The 20,700-nt window shown below is 64.3% G+C and carries 17 protein-coding genes; 9 read left to right on the top strand and 8 right to left on the bottom strand.

Annotated features, from left to right (window positions below; translation table 11 throughout):
* The first annotated feature begins 1 nt into the window (after window position 1).
* From EJL01_RS03590 to trxA, 3 genes are all read left to right on the top strand, one after another.
* Complete coding sequence (locus tag EJL01_RS03590) at window positions 2–943, top strand: cation diffusion facilitator family transporter (protein ID WP_006214174.1); 942 nt, start codon at window positions 2–4, stop codon at window positions 941–943.
* A gap of 114 nt (window positions 944–1,057) precedes the next feature.
* Window positions 1,058–1,672 carry a CueP family metal-binding protein gene (locus EJL01_RS03585; RefSeq protein WP_179861205.1) on the top strand — a complete coding sequence of 205 codons (615 nt, stop codon included), beginning with the start codon at window positions 1,058–1,060 and terminating at the stop codon, window positions 1,670–1,672.
* Window positions 1,673–1,766: 94 nt separating this feature from the next.
* Window positions 1,767–2,090 carry a thioredoxin gene (trxA, locus tag EJL01_RS03580; protein WP_006214176.1) on the top strand — a complete coding sequence of 108 codons (324 nt, stop codon included), beginning with the start codon at window positions 1,767–1,769 and terminating at the stop codon, window positions 2,088–2,090.
* 744 nt (window positions 2,091–2,834) lie between these two features.
* Here trxA and EJL01_RS13205 read toward each other — a convergent pair.
* Window positions 2,835–3,170, bottom strand: coding sequence for a DNA cytosine methyltransferase (locus tag EJL01_RS13205; protein WP_225984242.1), 336 nt, complete (start codon window positions 3,168–3,170; stop codon window positions 2,835–2,837).
* 553 nt (window positions 3,171–3,723) lie between these two features.
* Between EJL01_RS13205 and EJL01_RS03570 the strand changes: the two genes are divergently transcribed.
* From EJL01_RS03570 to mobF, 3 genes are read left to right on the top strand one after another with little or no spacing between them, the layout of a single operon-like run.
* Entirely contained in the window at window positions 3,724–3,981 is a 258-nt protein-coding gene (locus tag EJL01_RS03570; protein WP_006214177.1) for a hypothetical protein, read from the top strand.
* Complete coding sequence (locus EJL01_RS03565; RefSeq protein WP_040560571.1) at window positions 3,963–4,310, top strand: hypothetical protein; 348 nt, start codon at window positions 3,963–3,965, stop codon at window positions 4,308–4,310. Before EJL01_RS03570 ends, EJL01_RS03565 begins: the two co-directional genes overlap by 19 nt.
* Window positions 4,311–4,369: 59 nt before the next feature.
* A complete protein-coding gene (mobF, locus tag EJL01_RS03560; protein WP_063250521.1) occupies window positions 4,370–7,930 on the top strand; it encodes a MobF family relaxase in 3,561 nt (1,186 codons plus the stop codon).
* Window positions 7,931–8,039: 109 nt separating this feature from the next.
* Here the strand turns inward: mobF and EJL01_RS03555 are convergent, their stop codons facing one another.
* On the bottom strand, window positions 8,040–9,368 hold the full coding sequence (locus EJL01_RS03555; protein ID WP_164509704.1) for a DUF2326 domain-containing protein: 1,329 nt from the start codon (window positions 9,366–9,368) through the stop codon (window positions 8,040–8,042).
* A 124-nt stretch (window positions 9,369–9,492) separates the two neighbouring features.
* Here EJL01_RS03555 and EJL01_RS03550 point away from each other — a divergent pair, with 124 nt between their 5' ends.
* Window positions 9,493–10,866 (top strand): ISL3 family transposase, encoded by a 1,374-nt coding sequence (locus EJL01_RS03550; RefSeq protein ID WP_241209091.1) that lies wholly within the window; start codon window positions 9,493–9,495, stop codon window positions 10,864–10,866.
* On the opposite strand, the gene EJL01_RS03545 is transcribed toward EJL01_RS03550, so the two are convergent.
* Complete coding sequence (locus EJL01_RS03545; RefSeq protein WP_125106311.1) at window positions 10,857–11,426, bottom strand: BCCT family transporter; 570 nt, start codon at window positions 11,424–11,426, stop codon at window positions 10,857–10,859. The two genes, EJL01_RS03550 and EJL01_RS03545, sit on opposite strands and share 10 nt — an antisense overlap.
* A gap of 309 nt (window positions 11,427–11,735) precedes the next feature.
* Here EJL01_RS03545 and ychF point away from each other — a divergent pair, with 309 nt between their 5' ends.
* The gene (ychF, locus tag EJL01_RS03540) at window positions 11,736–12,830 is read left to right on the top strand and encodes a redox-regulated ATPase YchF (protein ID WP_125106310.1); all 1,095 of its coding nucleotides are present in this window, start codon (window positions 11,736–11,738) and stop codon (window positions 12,828–12,830) included.
* A gap of 269 nt (window positions 12,831–13,099) precedes the next feature.
* Here ychF and EJL01_RS03535 read toward each other — a convergent pair whose 3' ends face one another.
* From EJL01_RS03535 to EJL01_RS03525, 3 genes are all read right to left on the bottom strand, one after another.
* Window positions 13,100–14,350: an IS256 family transposase gene (locus EJL01_RS03535; RefSeq protein ID WP_125106309.1), complete on the bottom strand. Its 1,251-nt coding sequence runs from the start codon at window positions 14,348–14,350 to the stop codon at window positions 13,100–13,102.
* A 230-nt stretch (window positions 14,351–14,580) separates the two neighbouring features.
* The gene (locus EJL01_RS03530; RefSeq protein WP_164509703.1) at window positions 14,581–16,188 is read right to left on the bottom strand and encodes a carboxylesterase/lipase family protein; all 1,608 of its coding nucleotides are present in this window, start codon (window positions 16,186–16,188) and stop codon (window positions 14,581–14,583) included.
* Window positions 16,189–16,270: 82 nt separating this feature from the next.
* Window positions 16,271–17,560: an IS256 family transposase gene (locus tag EJL01_RS03525; RefSeq protein ID WP_125106307.1), complete on the bottom strand. Its 1,290-nt coding sequence runs from the start codon at window positions 17,558–17,560 to the stop codon at window positions 16,271–16,273.
* 171 nt (window positions 17,561–17,731) lie between these two features.
* Between EJL01_RS03525 and EJL01_RS12920 the strand changes: the two genes are divergently transcribed.
* Entirely contained in the window at window positions 17,732–18,127 is a 396-nt protein-coding gene (locus tag EJL01_RS12920) for a TetR/AcrR family transcriptional regulator (RefSeq protein WP_164509702.1), read from the top strand.
* On the opposite strand, the gene EJL01_RS03515 is transcribed toward EJL01_RS12920, so the two are convergent.
* Both EJL01_RS03515 and EJL01_RS03510 read right to left on the bottom strand, forming a co-directional pair.
* Window positions 18,044–19,417 carry an ISL3 family transposase gene (locus tag EJL01_RS03515; RefSeq protein ID WP_241209090.1) on the bottom strand — a complete coding sequence of 458 codons (1,374 nt, stop codon included), beginning with the start codon at window positions 19,415–19,417 and terminating at the stop codon, window positions 18,044–18,046. The two genes, EJL01_RS12920 and EJL01_RS03515, sit on opposite strands and share 84 nt — an antisense overlap.
* Before the next feature lie 253 nt (window positions 19,418–19,670).
* The gene (locus EJL01_RS03510) at window positions 19,671–20,681 is read right to left on the bottom strand and encodes a DNA-processing protein DprA (protein WP_040560576.1); all 1,011 of its coding nucleotides are present in this window, start codon (window positions 20,679–20,681) and stop codon (window positions 19,671–19,673) included.
* Between the last annotated feature and the right edge of the window lie 19 nt (window positions 20,682–20,700).

Genomic DNA, 20,700 nt, shown 5'->3' with positions numbered 1-20,700 from the left:
CATGGGCGCAGGACACAATCACGGCCCCGCCGCCAGCGAGACCGGTCACCCCGGAGATTTCCGCAAGAAACTCTGGATCGCATTCTCGATCACCGCGACGATCGTCGTCGCCCAGGCCATCGGCTCGATCATCACCGGCAGCCTCGCACTGCTGACCGACACCGCCCATGCCATTACCGATGCCTCCGGGCTGCTGGTCGCACTGATCGCCGCGACGCTGATGCTCAAGCCCGCCAACTCCAAGCGCACCTGGGGGTTCCGGCGTATCGAAGTGATCGCAGCCCTCGGACAGTCGGCACTGCTGCTGGCGGTGGGCACCTACGCCGCCATCGAAGGCATCCGGCGACTGTTCGAGCCGCCGGAGGTGCCCGCAAGCGAACTGCTGATATTCGGCATCATCGGCCTGGTCGCGAACATCATCGCCATCACCATCCTCGCCTCCAGCCGCGGTTCGAACTTCAACATGCGTGCCGCGTTCCTCGAAGTTCTCAATGATGCCCTCGGGTCGCTCGGAGTGATCATCGCGGCGATCGTCATCGCCACGACCGGGTTCATGCAGGCCGATGCCATCGCCGGACTGCTTATCGCCACATTGATCGTGCCTCGCGCGTTCAAGCTCATGCGCGAGACCACCGGCGTCCTTATGGAGTTCACTCCCAAGGGCCTCGACCTCGACAAGGTGCGTTCGCACATCCTCGAACTTGACCATGTCAAAGATGTCCATGACCTGCACGCCTCCACTGTGGCGACCGGCCTGCCGACCCTGACCGCCCACGTCGTCGTCGACGACGAGTGTTTCACCGACGGTCATGCCGCGCAGACGCTCCACGAGATCAAAGATTGCGTCGCAGGACACTTCGAGGTCTCCATCCATCACTCGACCTTCCAGATCGAGACCGAGCACATTGCCGAACATGAACCGGAAATCAGCAAGCACGACTGAACGCAGTGCCCCCTCCCGGGCTCGTTCCGGGGGCTTCCGCGTCACGCAGGTAGGCACTACCCCTATGGGGTAGTATGGCCAATTGGCACCACGGCAGACACGGCAAGGAATCCCATGAAAAACTTCAGGCCATTCCCGAAGTACGGCGGAACGAAAACCGCTGCAATCACCGTCGTGGTCGGCGCTTTCCTGCTCACCGGATGCACGGCCGCCAACGACTCACCCTCAGCCTCCTCGGCCAGCGGAGCCGAGATCCTTGCCGAGAACGGTCTCGATGGCCTCGACGTGCGTGAGCTGGTCGAAACGCTCGATGCGATCCCGCTGGACGAACGCACGGAGACCTTGACCACGTCGATCACTGCGGAGGCGGTCACGCTCACCGATCAGCACGAACACACGGCAGAGGTGCGGTTGCCAAGTAACGAGATCTACGTATCCGTCGCCCCGTATCGGTCGCAGACCCATGATTGCTACTACCACAGCCCGACCGGATGCCTGGGTGAGCTGCGCAACGCAGACGTGGCCGTCACGGTGACGGATGCGACGACCGGCGAGACGATCGTCGACGAGGAGATGAGAACCCTCGACAACGGCTTCGTCGGGATCTGGCTGCCCCGAGGCATCGAGACGTCGATCTCGATCACCCACGACGGCCAGACCGCCACCTCCAAACTTTCGAGCGTCGACGACGATGCGCAAACCTGCTTGACCACGATGCGACTGGCCTGAAACCAGCACCACGGGAATACCCCCAGGGGGTAGGGTGTTGTGGTGTGCGTGCGGTCTATCGCACGCAACGTGTAACAGGAAGGAAATCAGTCCCATGAGCGAAGTCACCACCGTCGACACCCAGACCTTCGATGAGGTTGTGCTCCAGAGCGACGTTCCCGTTCTCGTGGACTTCTGGGCAGCCTGGTGCGGCCCGTGCCGTGCAATCGCGCCGGTCCTGGACCAGATTGCTGCCGAGCAGGATGGAAAGCTTCTCATCGCCAAGCTCAATGTCGACGAGAACCCCGACATCGCCTCGCGCTACAACATCAGTTCGATCCCTGCGATGAAGGTCTTCGACAAGGGTGAGATCGTGCGCGAGATCATCGGGGCGATGCCGAAGCCGCAGATCGAGCAGCGCCTCGACGGTATTATCTGAGGCTCGGCCGTCGAACTGTTCCCGAACTCCGCCGATCGTTGCGCGGCAGTTGACGATCGCCCAAATCAGCGTGGTTCCATACGTAGTCCAAGACTGCGCAGGGCAAGGAGCGCTTGAAGTGGCAGGACCCCGTTACCCAACGCGGTGTTCTGCTGATTTGCAGTCAGATCACCCATCGGGTCGGTGATCCATCCGACTGGCAGACCTATAAGCCATTCCACGAACTCCGGCGACGAACGTGGCCCTCTGTCCTCGTTCAGAACTGCGGGGGCAGGGGCGCCGCGTCGGGTGATGTGCTCCCATCGTGCGACGGCGTCGGCGTATCGCCCCCAGCGACGAAGATGCTGTCGACTAGCGCGAACAGGGTCTCCGCTGCGTTCGAGTTGATGGTCGAGCCGCCCGGTCCGTTAAGTGCGAGGTCGATTATCTGATGACTCAGTGCGATAGTGCCGCCGCGGGCTCTGACCGTCTCCATCGTCTCTCCGCCCCGAGAGGAGTCCGTTGCTAGCGGCGTCCGGAACAGCGCCCCTGCGGTAGGCGACGATGAAGATACGGAAGCGATGGTGATCAGCGCCGGAAAGTGAAGCCGGTAGGCCGATCCATCGTGCGTCATACCGCAAGTCGGCCAGGTCTCCGAGTACGGCGCCTGCCGTCCGAAGAGGTCGGGCTGATGCGTCCCCCAGACCGCACGGGTCGGATGCCAAGTCGCAAACGGTTGCATGGCCAGCGGCTGTAGGATCACGGTCAACGGGTCCACTTGATACCCCTTCGCGGGTCGGGTAGCGGGGGCCGAGAGCAACCCCTTACGTTCTCGATCACGACGCACGCGGGTTGCAGCTCCTCGATTGCGCGTGCCATGCACGACCAGAGCCCCGAGCGAGTACCTGGCGCGATGCCTGCACCCTTGCCGACGATTGAGACGCCCTGGCAGGGGAAGCCGCTTATCACGATTTCGACCGGCGGTACGGTACTCCAGTCTATGACGGAGATGTCGCCGAGGTTTGGGGCATCCGACCAATTGTGAGAGAAGACTTGCGCGACCGAGGTGTTGATCTCGGAGAACCAGACCGTATCCCCCACCAGTGGCGTGTTCGACGGCAAGGTCGAGCCCTCCGTACCCGCTGAAGGTCGAGCCAATTCGCGGCGAGGAAACGGGGGGAAGTGCGACGTGCAGACACAAGTTGCTCCGGGTGATTGGCTTTCCCGGTGCTGAGCGGTTGCCTGCCCTACCGGTCTGGTTGCTGCCAGGTAAGCGAGTCCGTCTCCGGCGCCGAACTTCTCCAGCGCTTCCCACTCACCTCCCTGTCACCTGCGCGACCCTTACCGGGCTTCCCACGGCATAATTTTTGGCTCGGCGTTCTCTCGTCGCCAGCCTGATCACCTACCGCTCAGAGTTAGTCCACACCTCTTGCAGATCAAGGTGTCAACCCAGGTTGACAAGGCTTCGCGGCGGCGGGATCGCGCGGTCACCTGGAGATCGACAGGCCCCGCGGCGGGCCGAGCGAAGGGACAGGAGACAGGTCATGGTGGAACGGGTGGAGCTCGCGATCACGGAGCTGAGCGAGGCAAGATCGCTGACGATCTACGTCGTTACGGCGCCTACCATGAGCGCACGGGAGTCGATCTCTGGAACGTGTTCACGAAGCAGAAGCCGCACGAGCTGGAGCCTCCGAACCTCACGCAGGAGATCAAGGGCAGGACTGCCTCGCACCACGCGGTTGCTGAGAGCTGCATGGCGATGGCCTCCGTCATCGAGAGCGAGAACCCGTTGCTGCTCACTCCGGAGACGGTCCAGCTCATCCAGGAAGCCTTCGGCGACATCTACGGTGGCGAGTTCCCCCTTGGGCCGCTCGCACGGCAATGTTCTCCCGCATGGCCTCCCGTCGCATGAGTGAGGCCGCCGGGAACGGATCGTTTGCTCTCGCTGAGTTCGTTGTGGTGAACGCGGAGCTGCAACCCTCTGATGCCGAGCGCTACGAGGCCGCGATCATGCACTACCTGACCGAAGCCAACGCGAAGATCAGCGAGCAGCTCGCCGAGTTGCGCACAAGCATGGACGGTCTGAACGAGCAACTCCAGGCGCAACGGCGCGAGATCGACCAGTTGCGCAACCCCAGTGCAACACGCCGACAGCTCCCGAACCCCTTTCGCTCGACCTTCGAGCCCACCGTGCAGGCTCCCCGGCGGCGCGGCCCGTCCGACGACGGGCCGGCCCTGTAGCCAACCTCCGGCATTGAGGCTCACACCGATGCCGTGGTGAGTCTGTCCACCTGGTCTGCATGACGGTCTCGATGCGGGTGATGAGCGCGGGCGACGGGTACAAGTACCTGATGCGCACGATCGCCGCCGCCGACGGCGACCGCTCCCTCTCGACCCCGTTGACCAGGTATTACACGGAAGAGGGAACACCACCGGGCACTTGGATCGGGTCGGCCCTTCGCGGCCTCGGAGACGGGCGGATCGCTCTCGGCGATGAGGTCTCGGAGTCGCAGTTGCAGTTGCTGATCGGGATGGGCCGCGATCCCGTCAGCGGCGACCCGCTCGGGCGGGCCTTCCCACGGTACGTCTCGGTCGCCGACCGGATCGAGAAGCGCGCCGCCGACCTCGACCCCGGCCTGGGGATGGGTGAGCGTGCCGAGCAGATCAGCCAGATCGAGGCCGAGGAGATCGAGCGGGGCAACCGCCGTGCGGTCGCGGGGTTCGACTACACGTTCTCGGTGCCGAAGTCCGTCTCCGTGCTGTGGGGCGTGGCCGACGCCGGCACGCAGGCCCTGATCGCCCAGGCGCATCACGAGGCGATCGCCGAGGTCGTGAACTTCATGGAGCGCGAGGTCGCCGCGACCCGCACCGGCTACACCGCCGCCGACGGCGCGGTCGCCCAGGTCGACGTGACCGGACTGATCGCCACGGCCTTCGATCACTACGACAGCCGCTCCGGGGACCCGCAGCTGCACACTCACGTCGTGATCTCCAACAAGGTCCAGACCGCGTTGGACGGACGATGGCGGTCACTGGATGGCCGCCCGATGCACGCGGCGGTCGTCGCGCTCTCGGAGCATTACAACGCGGTCCTGGCCGACCGCCTCACCGGCGCGCTCGGCGTGGAGTGGGAGGCGCGGGATCGGGGCCGGGACCGTAACCCGGCGTGGGAGATCACCGGGGTCAGCGAGGAGCTGATCGAGGAGTTCTCCTCCCGCGCCCGCGATATCGATGCCGAGACCGACCGGCTCATCGCCGCCTACACCGCCGAGCACGGCCGCCGGCCCTCGGCGCGGACGATCGTGCGCCTGCGCGCCCAGGCCACCCTCGCCACACGCCCCGAGAAACAGGTCCATTCCCTGGCCGACCTGACGAGCGGCTGGCGTGAGCGGGCAGGTCGTCTGCTGGGTGAGGACGCGACCGGCTGGGCCGGCGGCCTTCTCGCCGAGGCGCAGCAGGTGCGGCCGTTGCGGGCTGATGATGTGCCGTTGGAGGTGATCTCCGAGCTCGGGCAGGCGGTGGTCGAGGTCGTCGGCGAGAAACGCTCGACCTGGCGGCGATGGAACCTGCACTCCGAGGCGAGCCGGCAGTCGATGGCATGGAGGTTCGCGACAGTGAGCGACCGGGAGGCGATCGTGGAGATGATCGCCGATGCCGCCGAGCAGGCCTCGCTGCGGCTGACGCCGCCCGAGCTCGCCACCAGCCCGGCCGCGTTCCGCCGCCCAGACGGCAGCAGCGTGTTCCGGCCCCGCCACTCGACCGTGTTCTCCTCCACGGTGCTGCTGGAGGCCGAAGACCGTCTCCTGGAACGCTCCCGCACCCTGACCGGCCCGGTGGTCGAGGTCGAGACGGTCGAGAAGATCACCGCGAAGCCCGACCGGGAAGGGCGCCTGCTCGGTGACGACCAGGCCGAAGCGCTCACCCAGATCGCGGTCTCCGGGAGGGTTCTCGACGTGCTGGTCGGCCCGGCAGGAGCCGGGAAGACCACCGCCATGTCGGCGTTGCGTCGGGCATGGGAGAAGCAGCACGGGAACGGGTCCGTGGTCGGGCTGGCACCGTCGGCGGTGGCGGCGCAGGTCCTCGGCGAGGATCTCGGGATCGCGACCGAGAACACGGCGAAATGGTGGCAGAACCATCTCCTCCACGGGGAGACGTTCCAGGCCGGGCAGCTCGTCATCATCGACGAGGCTTCCCTGGCCGGCACCCTGTCGCTGGATCGCATCACCGGCCTCGCGGCCGAGGCGGGCGCGAAGGTGCTGCTGGTCGGCGACTACGGGCAGCTCCAATCCGTCGATGCGGGTGGGAGCTTCGGGATGCTCGTGGCCGACCGCGACGACGCCCCCGAGCTCGTGGACGTGCACCGCTTCGTCCACGAATGGGAGAAGACCGCCTCCCTCGATCTGCGCCACGGCCGCACCCGCGTGATCGACACGTACCTCGCTCACGACCGCGTCAGCGACGGTGATGCCGAGGGCATGATCGACGCCGCCTACACCGCCTGGCGTGCCGACCGCGACGCCGGACGGGCCTCGGTACTGATCGCCGAGACCCGCGAGGACGTGACCGCACTAAACGCCAGAGCCCGCGCCGATCTCATCCTCACCGGGAAGATCAAGCCCGGCCGCGAAGTCGCGCTAGCCGAGGGCACGTCCGCCGGGGTCGGGGACACGATCATCACCCGCCGCAACGACCGGCGCCTGCGCACCGGCACCGGCCGTGGCTGGGTGCGCAACGGCGAACGGTGGCAGATCACCGACGTGCGCGATGACGGGTCGATCACGATCCGCAAGCCCGGCCACCGTTTCGGGTCGATCGTGCTGCCCTCCGACTACGTGGCAGAGCACGTCGATCTGGGATACGCAGTCACTGCGCACCGGGCCCAGGGCGTCACGGTCGATACCGCGCATGTGCTGGTCGAGCCGTCCTCGACCCGTGAGAACTTCTATGTCGCGATGACTCGCGGTCGGCTGGCGAATCTGGCCTACGTGATCCTGGACCGCCTCGACCCCAACCATCCTGAACCGCATCCGGCGGACAATCCCGATGCGAGCTCGCGCAGCGTGCTCTACGGGGTGGTGCAGCACTCGGGGGCCGAGGTCTCCGCGCACGAGACGATCACCGCCGAGCAGGACCAGTGGGGCTCGATCGCGCAGCTCGCCGCCGAGTACGAGACCATCGCCGCAGCCGCCCAGCACGACCGCTGGGCCGCCCTCCTACACGGCTCGGGCCTGACCGAGGAGCAGGCCGACGCCGCGATCGGGTCGGTCGCGTTCGGAGCGCTAACTGCCGAGCTGCGACGCGCCGAGGCCAACCACCACGACGTTGACGCGCTGTTCCCGCGCCTGGTGGCCGCTCGCGGGTTCGATGACGCCGAGGACCTCGCCAAGGTCATGCACTACCGCCTCGCCCGCGCCACCGCCCAGCCGGCCGGGTCGGGGCGCACGAGGAAGACTCCGCGGCTGATCGCCGGCCTCATCCCACACGTGCAAGGCTCGATCGCCGCAAACATGCGGCAGGCGCTGACCGAGCGACGAGAGCTGATCGAGACCCGCGCCGACGCGATCCTCGACACTGCCCGCCAGACTGGCGAGCCCTGGACCCAGCCGCTCGGCACCCCTCCCGCCGGCAGGCGCGAGCAGGCACGCTGGCGACGCGACGCCCGAACCATCGCCGCCTACCGCGACCGCTACCAGATCAGCGACGACACCCCACTCGGCCCGGCCCCGCAAACCGGCCCGCAGAAGATCGACCACGCCCGAGCCAACGCAGCGCTACGCGTGCTCACGGTGGAAGCGAATCAAACCTTGGCTCAGGAAATGCGTGTAGGGCTCCTGGGCTCCAACATCACCTTTGGACGCTGATCCTCGGCAGAAGACACTACTTCGCGGCCGACATCTGGACGAAGTCAGGATATGAGCAAAGGGGGCGGCCATCGCCTACAAACAGTGATTGATGACAGCGCGATCCAGGCTAGAAAGACTTAGTGCGAAATAGCCTGCCCTCAGCCCCATCGTCATGCAATGTACATACCACTTCGCTCGTCTCAATAGCATCAGGCGACGAGGAAATCGCCTCCGGAAGATCAGAATCAAGAGTTGTGATAACAGGCTGCAATCCTAAGTCCGCATACTGACGCAAGACCGAGATTAGGCGCCTCTTTGCGCGTGGTTCGAGACTCTCGAACACGCCGTCATGGAAGGAAAACCTAGGAAACTGCTGCCCCAGATAAGTGCGCAAAACCGCCAAATCAAACGCGATGCACAACAACTTTTTAAACGTGAATCCTCTACCAGCACTTGTTTCAGAGCCCGTCGAATCTACGATCTCAGCCGAAAACTCAAGACTACCGGTGGATGCCACGGTTACCGAAAGTAGGGCGTGCTCATCGAGAACGTCATGCACGATCTCATCAAAGTACTGTTGGATCTCACGATAGCGATTGCCTGCCGTCTCAGACTGGACTAAGACATCTTGCTCGATAGCAGTTTGAAGGTGATTTCTACGTTCCTGAACCTGTCGCTTTTCCTGCCGCAAGTGCACGATCTGAGACAGTGCCTCACGCTGCCGGTCCAGTGAAGCAATATCTGCCCGAATGCTGATCACCTGGTTCGAGACTTCCTTGTACTTCTCAATAGTGTCTGAACCATCAAGGAACTCAAAGAGTCTTGCACGCTCACGTTGCAAGGACTCAAGTTCAGGCGTCAGAGCCTGCAATCTCTCTTCAGTTTCGGTGCGCTGCTCAAGGAGGTAGTCACGACGCTCCTGGGAGATGGCTCGATTGAACTCAATAAGTTGTTCAAAATCCTTTTTTAGTTGGTCTGGGAAGGCCACGCCGGCTTCAGCAAAGAGCTTCTCGGTCTGGCTCGGGCTAAAAAGGATCGCGTCTTCGTTGAGAGAATCGTTTAGTCTGTTCAGCAGCTGCGAGAGCCTATACGCTTCCTCGTTTCCCGCGGCGATCTTCTCTTCAATGTCTTCAACCAAGTCCTCAGTGGCCTCGGCATCTGCACGCGAGAAGTCGAAAGTGTCCAATGTTGACTGGAATTGGTCAAGTTCGCGGGTTCTTATAGCGATAATTCCGTCGAGCTTCCCGACATCGGCATTATCTGCAGTTCCAGCTTCGCGTTGATGGTGATATATCGCTTGGTCAAGCTTCTCTTCTTCATCGACCTGATCGTAGAGCTCCACGGTCAACTCTGCATTGAATCCGAGCAGGTGCGCGAGAAATGGCTTCCACTCCCTATGCTTACCTCGAAACTTGCGCAGGTGGAAGACGTCGCTATAGTCGTCTTGCTCGCGCAAGACGTACCCCATTATGTCGGCCATTCGCGGTTGAGCGTGGAGGTGTCGTGAGTCAAGGGGCTCGCGCCCTTGTTGGATGATGGGTTCTGCGAAGAATCACATCGTCTACCGAAGGACGCGAGCCATGTTCCAGCCTACGGGCCCACACCTGTCCCTGCCCACTGCCAGCAGCACTGCCGAGCTCTTTCGGGATCCGGCCTCGGTGGTGTTCAACCTCGACGGCTACCAGGTGCTCTCAGCGTGTGATCTGCCGCTGGGCGGCCGCCGGGTCACCGCCGCTGCCAACAGCGTCGAGGCGGCCTGCCCTGACTGCGGGGTGGTCTCGACTCGGGTGCATCAGCGCACCCGCCAGAAGGTCAAAGACCTCGGCGTCGGCGGCAAAGACATCGAACTGGTGATCATCAAACCCCGGTTCCTCTGCAGCGAGGCCGCCTGTGCTCGGCGGACCTTCACCCAGGTCACCGACCAGCTTCCTTTCCGTGCCCGGTGCACCGCCCGGTTGAAGGAAGCCGCCGTCGAAGCAGTGCTGGATGAGGGGATGCCGATCTGGCGAACCTGCGCCCGCTACCAGCTTGGGTGGGCAACAATCAACACCGCCGTCACTGCCGATGCCCTCACCATCCCCGACCCCGACATGGTGCCGGTACGAGCACTCGGGATTGATGAGCACCGCTTCGCCCGCGCTAAGTGGTTCAAGCACCCCGAGACTGCTCAGTGGTGCCGGGTCGAACCGTGGATGTCGACCTTCGTCGACGCCGACACCGGCCACATCCTCGGCGTCGTCGATGGCCGCTCCAGCGCGAACATCACCCGCTGGCTGAAGCAACGCTCCCAGGCGTGGCTGGAGCAGCTGCAGGTGGTCGCGATCGATCCCTCCAGCGCGTTCCGCAACGCCGTACGCCAGGTGCTGCCGGCGGTGGAGATCAGCGTTGATCACTGGCACGTAGTCCGCCTCGGTAACCAGATGCTCACCGAGGTCCGCCAACGAGTCACCCGCGAAGTCCTGGGCCGGCGGGGCCGGAAAGAGGACTCGGTGTGGGCTCACCGGATGCTGCTACTCCGGGCAGGAGATCGACTCACCGACGCCGGACTCCACCGGTTAGAGCAAGTCCTCGATGATGAGGACTACGAGCAGGTCGCAGCTGCCTGGGCGGTCAAGGAGCGCCTGCGGGCCCTGCTGGCCGCCAAAGACATCCCAGCAGCCCAGAACGCCCGGATCGACTTCGAAATGGCCGTGGCCGCCGCTGACATGGCCGAGACCGATAAACTCGCCGCCACGGTGGCGAAGTGGTGGACCGAGATCAAAGTCTTCGTCCGCACCCAAGTCACCAACGCCAGGACCGAGTCGGCGAACACCGGGATCAAGCAGATCAAGCGCACCGGCCGCGGGTTCCGCAACCAGAAGAACTATCAATCACGTATCCTAGGCACCAGCGTCAGGCAGACACGCCGACGCCGCAGGACCCCCCACCAACAAGGGCTCCACGCTCAACGGTGAATAGCCCCTTTAGCACGCTTGCCAATGATGGGGTAGAGCGCGCTGCGGATAGACAGCGGCAGGTGGTAGCGATAGGCGAAGAGCCCGAATGCCATACCGGTAAGGGCGTACATCGCCCAACCTGGGATGCCGTAGTGGAACATAGTCCACAGGGCAGCCTCTTCAGCGGCCTGGAGGGTGCCTTCGGCTGCTCCGGGGCCTACTCGCAGGTTCGTGGCGGGACCAACTACGGAGAAGAACATCAGGTCTACGCCGATACCGGCGGCGAAGAGCATGGAGGCCCAGGTGAAAAGGCTGAACTTGGGTTTGGAGTGGTCGGGGCCAAGCCTCGTCTTACCGACGCGTGAGAATGCCACGATCAGTACGAAGATGACAATGATCGCCGCCGTAAGAATGAAGTACCAGCCCAGGTACTCACTGAGCCATGTGAACGCTGTTTCCAGCGTGGTGTAGGCGGTGCCCGGTGCAAGGGCGGCCCAGAGCGTGAAGGCCAGGATGAGCACCGCGGACACGATGAACACCGGCCAATTCACTTTGGAGACTGCAGACGCAGCTGCCATGATTTTCTACCTTTCAGTTCTTTACCTCGTCAGTCAGGCGCACGGCTGACGGGGCAGCCTTGCGCGGACCAAACATGCTTGTGCACAAAACATCCCTACGTTATTTCGAATCTGAAGTGAGACTCGCGAATTAGGAGGGGGCGGATTCTTGATTGTGGCGCATAGTCACGCGGAAAGGAGCAAGACGATAACGGGTCCTATTTGTGGGCAATATCACCTCATACTGGCACAGGGTGCTCCGAGACGGGAATCGGTGGAACGGACACTGGACTCGGCATAGCGGGGGCTCCCGCGGTAGGTTAGGGGATCGTGGCACTGACTATCGGAATCGTGGGACTCCCCAATGTGGGTAAGTCGACCCTCTTCAACGCACTGACCCGGCAGACGATCCTGGCGGCGAACTACCCGTTCGCGACCATTGAACCCAATGTGGGCGTGGTGAACCTGCCGGACGAGCGGTTGGGGAAGCTGGCCGAGATCTTCGGCTCGGAGAAGATCCTTCCGGCCACGGTGTCTTTTGTGGACATCGCCGGCATTGTGAAGGGCGCCTCCGAGGGTGAGGGTCTGGGCAACCAGTTCCTGGCCAATATTCGTGAGGCTCATGCGATCGCTCAGGTGGTGCGTGTCTTCGAGGATGAGAATGTCATCCATGTGGACGGCAAGGTGGATCCCACCTCTGACATGGAGACCATCAACACTGAGCTGATCCTGGCTGATATGCAGACCCTGGAGAACGCGATCCCGAAGTTGGAGAAGCAGGTCTCGGGTAAGAAGGCTGATAAGGCCACCCTGGATGCTTACCGGGAGGCGCTGACCGTGCTGGAGGCGGGGGAGACGGTGTTCTCCAAGGCTTCATCACTGGATATGGATCAGCTGGCGCAGATCAGCTTGCTGACCGCTAAACCGTTCATCTATGTCTTCAACGCAGATGAGGGTGTGCTGGGTTCTCCTGAGCGTCAGAAGGAGCTGGCGGATCTGGTGGCACCGGCTGAGTCGGTGTTCCTTGACGCCAAGCTGGAGTCTGATCTGGTGGATCTCTCTGAGGAGGAAGCCCGCGAGATGCTGGAGCTCAACGGTCAGGAGGAGTCCGGTCTGGATCAGCTGGCACGCGTGGGCTTCAACACCCTGGGGCTGCAGACCTACCTGACGGCGGGCCCGAAGGAGACACGCGCCTGGACTATCCCGCAGGGCGCGACAGCGCCGGAGGCGGCTGGTGTGATTCACACTGATTTCCAGCGTGGCTTCATCAAGGCCGAGATCGTCAGCTTCGATGATCTGGTGGCTGCCGGCTCCATGAACGAGGCCAAAGCCGCCGGAAAGGTCCGCCTGGAGGGCAAGGACTACGTCATGAAGGACGGCGACGTGGTCGAGTTCAAAAGCGGATTAACCTCTGGGCGGCGCTGACTGCCTACGCAGAATTACAGCAGTGATGCTGAATGGTGGCGGTTGGAAGACTGCCTCGATTCCCTCACACTGCTGTTCTGGCTGGTTTGGTAGCCGAGGGTAGGTACTGTGTGGGTGTGTTCGGTACCTCCTGGGTAGGCAGCCAGGGTGCTACCCAAGGTGCTGCGACTTTTGACCCGCTGATTGTGGGTTCGATCCCCACAGGAGGTCAAGTCCTGAGTAGTGGTGTATGAGTCGTGTTCGCGGTGTGCTCTCGTTTCAGGGTGTGTTCAGGCGGGGATGGCTTCGAGGGTGGGCTCTGTGGTGCTCACCTCCTGACTGCTGGTGGGCTCGAGGGCCTGGGCTGCTTCGATGGCTTCCAGCGAGAGGTATCGGCGGGCTTCTGCCCATTCATCGTGCTGCTCAGCCAGCACCGCTCCGACCAGCCGGGTGATGGAGTCGCGGTCGGGGAAGATCCCCACGACATCGGTGCGGCGGCGGATCTCGCGGTTGAGTCTCTCGTTGGGGTTGTTGGACCAGACTTTGCGCCAGATGGCCTTGGGGAAGGCGGTGAAGGCCAGGATGTCTTCCCGGGCGGCGGCGAGGTGGTCAGCGACCTTGGGCAGCTTGGCATCGAGGTCCTCAACGACTCGGTCGAACTGGGCATGGACGGCCTCAGGGCCGGGCTGGTCATAGATGCTGTGCAGCAACGCCCGCACTGCTGGCCACTGCTGCTTGGGAGTGATGCTCATCAGGTTCACCGCGTAGTGGGTCCTGCACCGCTGCCAGGCTGCCCCAGGCAGGGTCGCGGCCACCGCGGCCTTCAGCCCGGGGTGGGCATCAGAGGTGACCAGCTTGACCCCGGACAGGCCCCTTGCGACCAGGTCGCGGAAGAAGGAGAGCCATCCGGCTCCGTCCTCAGCAGAGGTGACCTGGACCCCGAGGATCTCACGGTATCCGTCGCTGTTGACTCCGGTAGCGATCAGCGCGTGGACGTTGATCACTCGCCCATGCTCACGGACCTTGATCACCATCGCGTCTGCGGCGACCAGGGTGTAGGGCCCGGCATCCAACGGCCGGGTGCGGAAGGCCTCGACCTGCTCATCGAGCTCGGCGGCCATGTCACTGACCTGGGACTTCGACAGGCTGGTGATCCCCAAAGAGCCGACCAGCTTGTCCATCCGGCGGGTGCTGACACCGAGCAGGTAGCAGGTGGCCACCACCGAGGTCAGAGCCCGCTCCGCGCGTTTCTTGCGCTCCAGCAGCCAGTCGGGGAAGTAGGAGCCTTCCCGCAGCTTCGGGACTGCGACATCGATGGTCCCAGCCCGGGTATCGAGCTCTCGGTGCCGGTAGCCGTTGCGCCGGTTGCTCCGGGATGCATCACGGGCACCGTACTCGGCCCCACAGACCGCGTCAGCCTCGGCCGAGAGCAGGGTGTTGATGAAGATCTGCAGCAGTTCCCGAATCAGGTCCGGAGAGGCCTGCAGGACCTCTTTCTCCAGAAGGGCCTTCAGGTCGATACTGGAAGGGGTGACGGTCATCGTCGTGGCTCCTTTCGAGAGTGCTGTGAGAGGTTCACTCGAAAGAACACGCGGTGGCCGTCACTGTCATTCCAACAGCCAGCTCACCGAGGCTCGTACACCACTATCCCGGACGCTACTCCACAGGACGCACCAGATCGTCGTCCACGCCGCCGGCATCACCCGCGCCAGAGACGCCGCCCCAGCAGCAATGCCCCGGCCGCCAGACCGAGCAGCACTGCACCTGCAGCTCAGACCCGCCCCCATCCGATGACAGCACCGATGACTCGTGGGTCGTATGTGTTGGTGCCGGCGTACTGGAATGGGGTGAGGCCTTCCAAGCCGGGCTCGGCACCGTTGAAGGACAGCTCGCCCCACGCCTGTCTGGCGGCCGGATATGGGTCGCTCTCGACGCGCAGGTCAGTGTCCATGATTAAGGTGGACCTGGTGTCCTCGTCGTACTGAGTCCAGGTTGTCTCCGCGGTGGTCGGAGTCTGCCCCTGGGCGAAGGAGACCCACAGATCCTGAACCTGCTCGGAGAGGCGACGGTTGGCGGCATCGTCGGCGACGAACGTCGTGGCGGCGCCGGTGGTGCCGAAGACGAATGGAAGCTCCACCGCGTGCGGGGAGCCCAGAGCGCCGTCCATGTCTATGGTCGGAACGGTCGCGAGGTACATGTGGGTCTCGACGCCGCGGGCTGAGAGCGCATCGGCCATGCGGATCGCCGGCATGCGGAACCCGACGTCGCCGATCATCGCCAGCTGCAGCTCCGAGTCAGTCAGATCCGGGCGTTCGGTCCGATACGCCTCGATGACCTCATCAGCGCGGTCGCTGACCAGGGCCTCCAGCCAGGGACGCGAATAGACCAAGGGGAGTCGTCGGATCACAGGCAGTGGGTAGTACCAGTAGCGGGCCTCGTCGAGTGTGGTCCCGATGATCACCGGTGTGCTCGGGCCATCTGGTGAGGCGATCCGCGCAGACGGCAGTTCGGGGATGAGCCCGCCATCGACCACCGGGTGGAACACAGTGTCGAAGAACTCGGAGGAGTACAGCTTCGATGCGGCCCGGAGCATCTGTTCGGTGCTGAGCTCGAGCACCTCCGCCAGGTTCTTCACCCGAGCCTTCTTGGCGAAGGTCTTCGCCACGCCTGCGGCCCACTTGCGGGAGGCTACAGTGCCGGCGGTGCCGCTTTGCAGAATGGCCCGATCATAGAGTCCATCAGCCTCCGGGGCTCCCATGAGTGCGGAGATGCTGATCGCGCCAGCAGATTCACCTGAGACCGTCACGTTCCGCGGATCCCCGCCGAAGGCAGCGATGTTCTGCCGGACCCACTGCAGTGCGGCCATCTGATCCTTCAGGCCGTTGTTCATGCTCTGTGCGTACTCGGGGCCGAGGTCGCTGAGATCGAGCCAGCCGAACGGGCCAAGACGGTACTGGATCGAGACCACCGTCGCCCCGCGCCGGGCGAGGTCTGCACCGTCATACCAAGGAATGCTGGCCGATCCTGCGACGAAGCCGCCTCCATGGATGAACACGATCACCGGATCATTGCCCTCCAATGAGCGTGACCACACGTTGAGGGTCAAGCAGTCCTCAGAGATGGGCGAGCCTTCCGGAAGCTCCAGGCCTTCCGGAAGCTCCAGCTCGCTGTACTCCTGGGGACAGGCCGGGCCGAACTGCGTCGCCTCTCGCGGCTCAGTCCATGGTTCCGGGGGCTCAGGCGCTTTGAACCGCCGGTCACCTACTGGCGGTGCGGCATAGGGAATGCCGCGGAAAGCCAATATCGAATCCTCGACGGTGCCGCGCACCGGACCATATGCCGTCTCGACCACTGGGGTCTCCTGGCGGATCTTTTCCATCGTTTCCTCTCTCCGTCGCTCACCGCGTACAGGCTGATAGTATATTGTCATGAGTAATTGTCAAGACCTGTGGATCGGCGTGTCACGCTACGTGTTGCTGGTTTGCTGATTCCTCGGGTCGTTCGACGAGCTTTCCCTTCTCGAAGGTGGCGCCGGCGCGGACGAGGGCCACGAGGTGGGGTGCGTTGACCGCGCGCCAGCGTCGTTGCGCGGACTCGATGAGCTTGAACGCCATGGCGATGCCCGCGGCGCGCGAGCCCGGTCCCTTGGTGACGCGCTGCCGCAGCCGGACGGTGGCGAACGTGGACTCGATCGGGTTGGTCGTGCGCAGGTGCACCCAGTGCTCGGCCGGGAAGTCGTAGAACGCCAGCAGCACGTCCAGGTCCTCGGTGATCTTCGCGGCCGCCTTGGGCCACTTCGCACCGTAGGCGGCCGCGAACGCCTGCGCCGCGGCCTCGGCGTGCTCGCGGTCCTGCGCGTTGTAGATCTCGGCGAGGGCGGCCTTGGCGTCCTTGTGCACCGACTTGGGCAGCGCGGCGAGCACGTTGCCGATCTTGTGCCACCAGCACCGCTGCTCGGCGGTCTCGGGAAAGACGTCCCGCAGCGCACGCCAGAACCCCAGGGCGCCGTCGCCGACGGCAAGGACGGGGGCGGCCATGCCGCGACGCTTGCACGAGCGCAGCAGGTCTGCCCAGGACTCGGTGGACTCGCGGTGCCCGTCCTCGAGCGCGACGAGCTCCTTGGTGCCGTCGGCGCGGACGCCGACCATGACGAGCAGGCAGACCTTGTCCTGGGTCAGGCGGACCTTGAGGTGGATCCCGTCGACCCACACGTACACGTAGTCGGTCTCGGCCAGCGACCGCTGGTTGAACGCGGCGGCCTCGGCCTGCCACTGCTCGGTCAGCCGGGTGATCGTCTTGGCCGATAGTCCGGAGGCGGTGCCCAGGAACTGCTCCAGCGCCGGAGCGAAGTCCGAGCTCGACAGGCCGTGCAGGTACAGCAGCGGCAGCACCTCGGCCAGCTGCGGGGACTTGCGGGCCCACGCGGGCAGGATCGCCGAGGCGAACCGCTTGCGCTGACCGGTGGCCTCATCCACCCGCCGGTCGTTGACCCGAGGCTGCCGGACCGGGACCGCACCAGCGGCGGTGGTCACCACCCGGGGCGCGTGGTACCCGTTGCGCACCACGAGCCGGTGGCCGTGCTCGTCGACCTCCTCGATGAACCGCTCAATGTAGGCGGCGACCTCGGCCTGCAGCGCGGCCGCGAGCATCTGCCTGGCGCCATCGCGCACGATCTCATCCAGCAGCGACCCACCCCCAACGGTGGTCGCGTCGACGTTGGACTTGGTGCTCTCCTGGACTACCTTGAGCATGGGCGTACCTTCCCGAGCCGGCGCGCCAACGCCGACCCTGATCAGAACTTGTATGGGCTTCAGATCTTGCTCGGGAGGTACGCCACTTTCACGTCACCCCGCCGAGGGCCATCCACAGGTTCTGATCATTGCTCTATTGTCATTAATGACAAACAAAAGGGAGGAGTGGTTGTGGGGCGTCCAAGTCTGGCGGAGGAGCGGATCGCGACGATCCTTGCTGCGACCGGTCGTTCTATCGCCCGCAACGGCGTAAATGGCACCACCCTGGAGAAGGTTGCCGCCGAGAGCGGAATGAGTCGCAGCCATATTCGGCACTATGTCGGCAATCGGGCTGACCTCATCGCGCTGTTCCGGACCCGGATCCTTCAGCGCTACGCGCCGCCGAGTCTTGCTGATGCTGAAGTGACCGGTATCAGTGCCACGGAGTACGCCTTGAACTTCCTGTTCGACCATGAAGTCGATCTGGACGAGTATGCCGGCTATTCACCGTTGAGCGTGGAGTCCCTGTTGGTGGGGGATCCTGCGGCGTCGGCGTGTCTGCCTGACGCTGGTACCCAGAATACGTGATTGGTAGTTCCTCTGGTTGCGGAATCCGCGGCCAGTACGCTTGATCTGTTTGATCCCGGTGTTCGCGGATTCGGTCCTGGCGTTGGTGACCTGGGTGCGGACGAAGACCTTGATCTCGGTCCACCAGTTCGCGACCGTGGCGGCGAGCTTATCGGTCTCGACCATGTCAGCGGCGGTGACCGCCATTTCGAAGTCGATCCGGGCGTTCTGGGCTGCTGGGATGTCCTTGGCGGCCAGCATGGCCCGCAGGCGCTCTTTGACTGCCCAGGCAGCTGCGACCTGCTCGAAGTCGGCGTCGGCGAGGACTTCTTCGAGCCGGTGCAGCCCAGCATCGGTGAGTCGGTCTCCGGCTCTTAGCAACAGCATCCGGTGAGCCCACACGGAGTCTTCTTTGCGGCCTCTGCGGCCCAGGACTTCGCGGGTGACTCGTTGACGGACTTCGGTGAGCATCTGGTTACCGAGGCGCACTACGTGCCAGTGATCAACGCTGATCTCCACGGCCGGAAGCACCTGGCGCACCGCGTTGCGGAACGCGGAAGAGGGGTCGATCGCGACCACCTCCAATGAGTCCAGCCATGCCTGGGAGCGTTGCTTCAGCCAGCGGGTGATGTTCGCACTGGAGCGGCCGTCGACGACGCCGAGGATGTTGCCGTTGTCGGCGTTGACGAAGGTCGACATCCACGGTTCAACCCGGCACCACTGAGCAGTCTCGGGGTGCTTGAACCACTTCGCTCGAGCGAAGCGGTGCTCATCGATCCCCAGCGCCCGCACCGGCACCAGGTCCGGGTCAGGGATAGTGAGCGTATCGGCTACTACTGCGGCGTTGATCGTTGCCCAGCCCAACCGGTGACGGGCACAAGCCCGCCAGATCGGCATCCCCTCATCCAGCACCGACTCGACAGCGGCGGCCTTCAACCGGGCGGTGCACCGGGCACGGAAGGGCAGCTGGCTGGTGACCTGAGTGAAGGTCCGCCGAGCACAGGCAACCTCGGTGCACAGGAACCGAGGCTTGATGACTATCAGCTCGATGTTCTTGCCGCCGACCCCGAGGTCCTTGACCCGCTGACGGGTGCGCTGATGCACCCGGGCCGAGATCACCCCACAGTCAGGGCAGGCCGCCTCACTGCTGTTGGCCGCGGCGATGACCCGGCGGCCACCCATCGGCAGATCACACGCTGAGAGCACCTGGTAGCCGTCGAGGTTGAACACCACCGAGACCGGATCCCGAAAGAGCTCGGCAGTGCTGCTGGCAGTGGGCAGGGACAGGTCAGTGCCCGTAGGCTGGAACATAGCTCGCGTCCTTCGTGTAGACGATGTGATTCCTCGCAGAACCCATCATCCAACAAGGGCGCGAGCCCCTTGACCCACGACACCTCCACGCTTAACCGCGAATGGCCCTTTAAGGCTGACACGACGTCACAGTAGTTCCTTGTGCAGGTTGGACGCTCTCGATGTCGGTTCCTGCCGTACACGCCGGGAGATGGCTCTCTGCTGACTTGTTCCTCCAAGTCTGAGCCCGAGCCCGTCAGGATCATGAGGCGCACTACAGGCGCGGCCCCTCCTGCGACGCCGTGTTCTGCGGCGGGGTATCGAGCTGCCGGCCAGGTGCCTGGCGGTTCAGCAGCCGGCCCGGATCATGCAGCGAGTCCAGCAGGGCGGTCACGTCCGCGGTATCGGTGATGATCTCGGCGCGTCCGCGCTTGATGAGCTCATGCGGACCCGCACTCGCCGCCGACGTGACCGGGCCAGGGACCGCGCCGACGGCGCGGCTGTGCCGGTGCGCTTCTGTCGCCACCAGCAGCGATCCCGACCGGAAGCCCGCCTCCGGGATCACCGTCGCGCCCGACAGCGCACCCAGCAGACGGGCGCGGGCCATGAACCGCCACCGGGTCGGCGTCGCCCCCGGAGGAGCCTCGCTGGCCAGCACCCCCAGATCACCGATCCGGGCCAGCAGATCAGAGTTGCCGCGCGGATAAGGGCGGTCAACGCCGCCGGCCAGCACCGCGATCGTGCTCCCGCCTGCGGTCAGCGCAGCGCGGTGTGCTGCGGCGTCGATGCCATAGGCGCCACCGGCGACGATCGTGCGCTCGTGGTGCGCGAGATCGCTCGCGAGGTGCCCGGCGACCTGCACGCCGTACTCGCTGGCGGCTCTGGAGCCGGTGATCGTGACCCGATCCGTGAGAGCACCGGAAAGGAGCGATGTCGCCCCACGCGTCCACAGCAGGTACGGGGCGCGGGGGCCGAGGTCGTTGAGCGAGAGCGGCCAGTCCGTATCGGTCGGGATGAGCGTGGATATACCGGCTCGTTCCGCATCCGCGACACGGGCGGGGATGTCGCCCTCAATGCGCGGGGCGACGCGGTTGCGCCAGGCGATCGCATCGGCGCGGTTCATCTCCGGTACTGTGGCCTGGTCGTCTTCGAGCAGCCGCAGCGTCTCGACCCCGCCGACTCGGTGCAGGACGCGGCCGGTGGCCGCGTCGTCGGGCTCGGCGATCATCGACAGCATCATCCGCGCATGCTGCTCACCCTTCGCCTGCTCTGCCAGCTTCGCCATGATCTGTGCCCCTTCCCAG

The organism is Gulosibacter massiliensis, assembly GCF_900626105.1.
GTDB classification, from domain to species: domain Bacteria; phylum Actinomycetota; class Actinomycetes; order Actinomycetales; family Microbacteriaceae; genus Gulosibacter; species Gulosibacter sediminis.
The sequence above is the reverse complement of the archived record's forward strand: the minus strand, read 5'-3'. Positions and strand labels throughout refer to the sequence as shown.